At 60.2% G+C, this 6,408-nt stretch carries 7 protein-coding genes, 1 tRNA gene and 1 other RNA gene; 4 read left to right on the top strand and 5 right to left on the bottom strand.

The window, feature by feature from the left end:
• Positions 1–267: hypothetical protein (locus G7Y52_RS14865; RefSeq protein WP_206215189.1), on the top strand; the 267-nt coding region annotated here is incomplete at its 5' end.
• Positions 268–429: 162 nt separating this feature from the next.
• On the opposite strand, the gene ssb is transcribed toward G7Y52_RS14865, so the two are convergent.
• From ssb to G7Y52_RS04515, 5 genes are all read right to left on the bottom strand, one after another.
• On the bottom strand, positions 430–870 hold the full coding sequence (gene ssb / locus G7Y52_RS04535; protein ID WP_165066755.1) for a single-stranded DNA-binding protein: 441 nt from the start codon (positions 868–870) through the stop codon (positions 430–432).
• A 34-nt stretch (positions 871–904) separates the two neighbouring features.
• Positions 905–1,135: a hypothetical protein gene (locus G7Y52_RS04530; protein WP_241159589.1), complete on the bottom strand. Its 231-nt coding sequence runs from the start codon at positions 1,133–1,135 to the stop codon at positions 905–907.
• 15 nt (positions 1,136–1,150) lie between these two features.
• Positions 1,151–1,215, bottom strand: an RNA gene (locus G7Y52_RS04525) — hammerhead ribozyme type II.
• A gap of 16 nt (positions 1,216–1,231) precedes the next feature.
• A complete protein-coding gene (locus G7Y52_RS04520) occupies positions 1,232–1,894 on the bottom strand; it encodes a helix-turn-helix domain-containing protein (RefSeq protein ID WP_165066748.1) in 663 nt (220 codons plus the stop codon).
• Between the two features lie 248 nt (positions 1,895–2,142).
• Positions 2,143–2,218, bottom strand: a tRNA-Glu gene (locus G7Y52_RS04515).
• A 381-nt stretch (positions 2,219–2,599) separates the two neighbouring features.
• Between G7Y52_RS04515 and G7Y52_RS04510 the strand changes: the two genes are divergently transcribed.
• The 3 genes from G7Y52_RS04510 (at position 2,600) to G7Y52_RS04500 (ending at position 6,347) form a co-directional block, all read left to right on the top strand.
• Positions 2,600–3,949, top strand: a complete 1,350-nt coding sequence (locus G7Y52_RS04510; protein WP_165066743.1) for an NlpC/P60 family N-terminal domain-containing protein — start codon at positions 2,600–2,602, stop codon at positions 3,947–3,949.
• Positions 3,946–5,520: a dephospho-CoA kinase gene (locus G7Y52_RS04505; RefSeq protein ID WP_165066738.1), complete on the top strand. Its 1,575-nt coding sequence runs from the start codon at positions 3,946–3,948 to the stop codon at positions 5,518–5,520. Before G7Y52_RS04510 ends, G7Y52_RS04505 begins: the two co-directional genes overlap by 4 nt.
• Positions 5,521–5,933: 413 nt before the next feature.
• Positions 5,934–6,347 (top strand): flagellar basal body rod C-terminal domain-containing protein, encoded by a 414-nt coding sequence (locus tag G7Y52_RS04500; protein WP_165066734.1) that lies wholly within the window; start codon positions 5,934–5,936, stop codon positions 6,345–6,347.
• The last annotated feature ends 61 nt before the right edge of the window (positions 6,348–6,408 follow it).

Raw genomic sequence — 6,408 nt, 5'->3', positions numbered from 1 at the left:
GTCAACGCAACCGCTGTCGCTATCCGTAAGCAAGCAAAGCTTGCTAACGGCTACCGCAACGCGGTCTGGACGCTCATTCGGCGCGGGCGTCCGCTCCCGCGGCCGCCAGAGCAATTTCAAAGTGAAAATGCTCTAGGGCCTGTTCACGCTTATCAGAAAAAACCTTGTTTTTTCGGGACACTGCCTCGTAATTCTGCCGGAGAAAGAATTTTCGTTGAACCATTTAAAATAGTTGAGAATACGCAGGATAGTGCTAACACGCCCTAGAGCATTTTGCTTTTGAAATTATTCAATTTCAAAAGCGGCGCTGCCATCATTTCCCCGCAAGCGGGACAAGCGCCTGAAAAGCGTGGTTTTCAGGCTCATTCGGCGCGGGCGCCAGCTAACGCTGTCGCCAGAGCGTTTAGCTAATTTCATTAGCAAAACGCTCTAATCCCGCATGTCGTTGATGCCCATGTCCGGCATGGACTCTTCCAGGCCGGAGTCATCGGCCATGAGATCAGGGGGCGGCGTCGGTACCGCGTCGGCGGACTGGCCGTCCGTGTGCCGAAAGTCCAGGAACTGGATCCGACGGCTGACCACCTCAGTGGCATAGCGCTCAATCTTGTCCTGGCTGATCCATTTCCGGGTCTTCAGAGCTCCTTCCACATAGACAAGGCTGCCCTTGCCGATGTACGCGGCACAGTTTTCCGCCGATCGTCCGAACACGATCACCGAATGCCAGTCCGTATTCTCAATCCGGACGCCTTCAGCATTTTTGTAGGAACCGTCCGTGGCGATCCGGAGTCTGGTGACGGGTGTCCCATTGTTGGTGCAGCGCAGCTCCACCTCATGCCCCAGCCGACCGACCAGTGTGACACGGTTAATCATGCCTTGCCCCTTTGAGATTGACGCCAGAAAGAAATCAGGCCGACGCCGCCAGCGCCGTCACCGGATACTGTGCGGCCAGGGTCTGCTGCATCTGGGGAGAAAGCAGATGCCTGAACTTCTGAGCCACGCGGACGAGGGCGCGCTCCTGCGCCTTGTCCATTTCCTCTTCCATGATCTGCATGATGTATCGCTTCACCGCTGGATCCGTGGATTCGTAAATATCATCCAGCAGCAATACAGCCGTACTTTCCTGATGCCTCTTCATATTTTTGTCCTCCTGATTGGGCTGCTCATCAGGCCGGGGCCGCCACGCCCCGACGACCGCCCGGAGAGGCGGTTTCGCGGATAGAATTCATCACCTTCAGGCATTGACGCTCTTCTCGTTATTCTCTGCTTCACGAATGGCCTTTCTCATATTATCAGTCCATTTCAGAGCACATTTTTGGGGATCACCATGCCTCCCTGGCCAAGGACGGGGAAAGTTTCGTGCCCAAAAAGGTATTTCCACTTCGAGAATTTCAGCCAGACAGTTAAGGAAGTAGTCGGTATCGCCAATCCATCCTTCTACAAAGGAGGCTCGCTCCTTTACTTCCGGAAATTCATGAAACAAGAACTGGATCAACTCCCGATTCTCGTCGATCTGCTTCCAAATGCCCCGTCCACAATCAAAATTGGTACAGAGCAGCTTAATACAGGCCAGCTTCTGCTCGTCTGAAAATGCTGTTTGCGGAGGAGCTGAGGCCTGTTCTTCTGCCGCAGGGAAAAGCCCTCTTCCTGCCATCTGCGCAATCTGTATCGGAGATGCACAAAAGTACGGCCTGCCTTTCCCCGTGCGAATCCAGTTCGGATTCAATCCCCACCGTTCCAGTAAAGCCAGCAGGATTTCCGGCCTGATCTCGCCACGGCGGCGACTGTCGGAAATGACCGCCGGAGAAATAGCAAGCTCTTTGGCCAGCTCTGCTTGCCCGTCACAACCCGTGGCTTTCAGTATCCGAGCATAAGCATCAGAAAAGGCTGCTTCCATTGCTGTTCTCCTTATGCTTGACGGGCCAATCCGCATCATCCGCAGCGTTCTGCCTTGGACCTGTTGCCTGCTGTGGGGTATTTCCCCAAGACGCCGTTTGGCGTACTATTCCGCCTGATAAAAACAGGGGAATATCACTTTTGGAAGGAAGCTATGTGCGGCGAAACGCCCCGGACTGGCGGGAGGGGGTCAAACGAAAAAAGGTGTAGAATCTCGCGTGAAGCGAAACTCTACACCTTCTGATCGATTGGCGTCACCAACGGGATTTGAACCCGTCTTAACGGCTTGAGAGGCCGCCGTCCTAACCGGATAGACGATGGTGACAGCGCAGTCAGTAGTAAAGATAACGGCTCGCTTTGTCAAGCCTTGGATGTAACCTTCTTGTCGCCCGCGTAAACATTGCCGGATGAGGGCTCCTGATGTTATCAAGAGCGGCGGGTAGGTTTTTCTCGTCGCCCTCTCCCGGACTTCCGCAGCGTCTTGTTTTTGTCGAAAGAAAATGAAGGAAAAAGATCTGCCATGAACCTGCGCTCTTGCGTGTCCCCCAGATTTGAAACATTTTGCCCGGCCTGCCGTGGCATGCGGTCCGGCGGCCCGTTTTCGCAACTGTCTTTGTCTCTCCTCCCCTCCGGCCCTGCATCTGCCGCCAGCTCGCGCGCCGCAGCACGGCGGCCTTGTGCCGCCAGGGCCCCCAGAGTCCTTGGAATGGCTCTGCTGTTGTTCAGCCTGCTTTGGCTGGCAGGTTGCGGCGGCAAGCAGATGCCCACGCGGGAAGGGGATCTGCCCCGATGGATGGGCACGGTGGCGGATCAACGGCAGTTCCCCCAGGATCTGAACGTCTACGCCACAGCCGTCGGCCCGGACAAGCCCCTGATCGACGCCGCGGAGCAGGCTGCCCAGGATGCGCGCTTTAACCGGATCTTTTTCGGCCCCTGGGAGATGCGCAAGACCTCCATGCGCAAGCGTGATGTGGCGGCCATTTTTCACAAGGCCCGGGGTTTCAGACACGGCAGTGTGCGCTGGACGCAGGAAGAATGGGATCGCCTCGGCCGCAATGCCAACCTGCGCGCGTTTCCTTCGCGGGGGCAAGCGGCCATCACCTTGCGCAACACGGATCTGCGCGAGATGCCCACCCATGAAAGCCGCTTTGCCGAGCCCACGCCAGACCCCAAAGCCAATCCTTTTGACTATTTTCAGTATGCTCTTCTGCCGCCGGGCACGCCTCTGCTCATCGCGCATACCAGCCGGGACGGCCGTTGGCATTTTGTGGAATGCCCGGTGGCAGGCGGATGGGTGGATGCCCAGGACGTCGCCCCAGTGGATGAAAGCTTCAGGCAGGCCTACCGCACGGGGCGCTACGCGGCGCTGCTGCGCGACAAGGTGCGTCTGCCCGGCACGGGCCGCAAGCGCGGCGACAGTCAGGCCAATATCGGCACGATCCTGCCGCTGGCCGGTGAAAATGCCGACGGCGGCCTGCGGGTGCTGGTTCCGGTCAGAAGTTCGGGCGGCATGGCCCAAATCGCGGAGATCGATCTTGCCGCGGGCGATGCTCGGCCCAAGCCCCTGCCGCTCACTCCCGGCAATGTGGCGCGTGTGGGCAATGTGATGATGGGGCAGCGTTATGGCTGGGGCGGCATGTTCGGCGAGCGGGACTGCTCGGCCCTGACCCGCGAGCTCTTTACCCCCTTCGGGCTGTGGCTGCCGCGCAATTCCGGCGCGCAAGCGCGCGTGGGCGTAGTGCAGTCCCTGGAAGGCCTGCGCTTCAAGGAAAAAGAAAGCGTCATTCTGCGCAGCGGCGTGCCGTTTCTCAGCCTTGTGGGCATGCGCGGCCATATTGTCTTGTATGTGGGCAAATATAAGGATCGCCCGGCTATTTTTCACAATGTCTGGGGCGTGCGCACCATTGAGGAAGGCAACGATGACGCGCGTTTTGTCATCGGCAGGGCCGTGGTGACCTCCATCACTCCCGGCGCGGAGCTGAAAAATCTGTACCGGGCCACGACCTTTGCGGATCGGCTGCGCACCTTGTCCACGCTTTCGGGTACACGGCCTTGAGCGACATTGATATTCTGATTACGTCACAAAACGCCGGGCAGCGTCTGGATCGCGTGCTGCGGGACGCCGCGCCCGCGCTTTCCCGGGCTGCCCTGCAAAAAGCCGTGCTGGCCGGGCATTGCCTGGCTGACGGCCTGCCTCTGCTCAGGCCCGACGCCAGGACGCGCCTTGGTCAGCGCCTTGTTCTGCGCCTGCCGGAGGCCAAAAGCACGCTCCAAGCCGAGGAAGGAGATCTGGAACTGCTCTGGCAGGACGAGCATCTTGTGGTCTGCAACAAGCCTGCCGGGCTGACCGTACACCCCTGCCCTTCCTGCCCGGAGCGCACCCTGGTGCAACGCCTGCTCGGGCGCTTTCCGCAACTGGCAAAGCTCGAAGGCCTGCGACCCGGCATTGTGCACCGGCTGGACAAAGACACCAGCGGGCTTTTGCTCGTGGCTCTGGACGAACCCGCGCGGCTTGCGTTGAGCGCGTCTTTTGCGCGTCGCGAGGTGATCAAGGAATATCTGGCTCTGGTCAGCGGGCTGCCGCCTGCCGCGGGGGAATGCCGGGAACCGCTGGGCCGTCACCCCACCGCCAAAATCAAAATGGCCGTGCTGCCCGAGGCGCGCGGCGGCAAGCCCGCGCACAGCCAGTGGACGCGGCTCTGGATCGCGCCCGATCAGGCAGTCTCGCTGCTGGCCGTGCGCATTCACACCGGCCGCACGCATCAGATCCGCGTGCATCTCGCTCATTTGGGCTATCCCTTGCTGGGCGACAGGCTCTATGCGCCCAAAGAAATACAGGCCAAGGCCCCGCGCCAGATGCTGCACGCCTGGCGTCTGGCCTTCCAGCATCCCGGCACAGGCGAGGAACTGCGCTTCAACTGTCCGCCGCCCGGCGATCTGCCTGCCGCGGCCCTGGCCGCCTGCCGCCGCACGCAGCGCGTGGTAATCACGGGCAATCCGGGCAGCGGCAAGTCCGCGTTGACAAAGGAGTTGAGCCTTCTTGGCGTGCCCGTGCTCAGCGCCGACGCGGTTGTGGCTGCCCTCTACGCGCCTCGCGGCGAGGCCGCAGACTGGATCGGACGACGCTGGGGCACAGACCTGCTGGCCGCGGACGGCGGCGTGGACAAAACCGCCCTGCTCTCTGCCATGCGCGGCAATGCCGACCTGCGCCGCGAAGTGGAAGACATGGCGCATGCCCTGGTACGCGAGGCCCTGGAAGCCTTCTGGAAAAAACAGGAGGCCTTGAGCGCGCCTCTGGCTGTGGCCGAAGTGCCGCTGTACTTCGAATGCGGTTGGCAAAACATTTTTTCTCCCCGGCCGCTGAGCGTAGGCGTGCATTGTCCCCTGCCGCTGCGCATTGGCAGAATCATGGCTGGCCGTGGCTGGAGCGAGGAGAAAGCCGCCGCGCTGGAGGCCTGGCAATGGCCTGAAGCGCGCAAACAGGCGGCCTGCGATCTGCTTGTGGACAACAGCGGTCCGCAAACGGCCCTGGGAGCTGCCGCCCGCCGTCTGCTGGAAACGCTGGAGGAACGCCGCCGCAGGGAGGAGGAAAAACAAGAGAGGACGCTCCAGCGTCTCTGGAGCTGAGCCCTGCGCCCGCTTTGCGCGGCATTGCGCTCGGTCGTTGAAAAATGGGAGTTTCATTTTAGGGCATTTTCTCTTTGAAAATGCTCTAAACGCTCTGGCAAACCGCTCTAGAACAGCCCCAATTTTTTTTGCCGCAACGTCTTTTTCTCTTGCAGAGAATATCCTGTCACAGGGGCCGGGCAAAATGCTGCGCGCTTTGTAACGCCAGGCCGCAGTAAGGGTTTGGCTTTCTCCGGCATCAGCCGCAGTACCGCAGTTTGCTTCAGCAACGCCGGAACGTTCAAAACGCGAAACACTTTGGCGCGTTGCAGTACATGAAAAGCTTGTCCGCAGTGTAGTGCCGGGCAAGGAGCGCAAAAAAGCGTTTTGCACTCAGTTTTTTTTATGCTACAAACGCCCCCAGGGTATATGTGATGAGCAGCATTTCCGCAGGCATGAACATCGCCGCGTCGGCCATGAATGCCCATTCCCGGGGCATGGCCGTGACGGCGCATAATCTGGCCAACGTGAATACCGCGGGCTTTGAGCCCCAGCGCGCGGCGTACGCCACCGGCCCGCAAGGCCGGGGCGTGCAGTTGGATGCTGTTTTTCAAGGCTCCGGGCTTGCCGGGGCGGTTGAGGGTCCCGATACGCGGGGCCTTACGGATTCGGCGTCGTTGCGGGGCGCGGCCCTTGGCCTGTTGCCCGAAGCCGTGCAGCCGAGCGGAACCGATTTGGCTCGCGAAATGACGCAGATGATCGCCACGCAGCGGACCTATGAGGCCAATGCCCAGGTCATGCGCAGCGGGGACGCCATGCTGGGAACGCTTTTGGATATGAAAGCCTGACGCGGCTTTTCAAACTGATGGGCTGCTTTGCCCGTCTTTTGTTTGCTGGGAGTTCGGTCCG

The sequence above is a fragment of the Desulfovibrio sp. ZJ200 genome (assembly GCF_011039095.1).
Taxonomy (GTDB): domain Bacteria; phylum Desulfobacterota; class Desulfovibrionia; order Desulfovibrionales; family Desulfovibrionaceae; genus Desulfovibrio.
The sequence above is the reverse complement of the archived record's forward strand: the minus strand, read 5'-3'. Positions and strand labels throughout refer to the sequence as shown.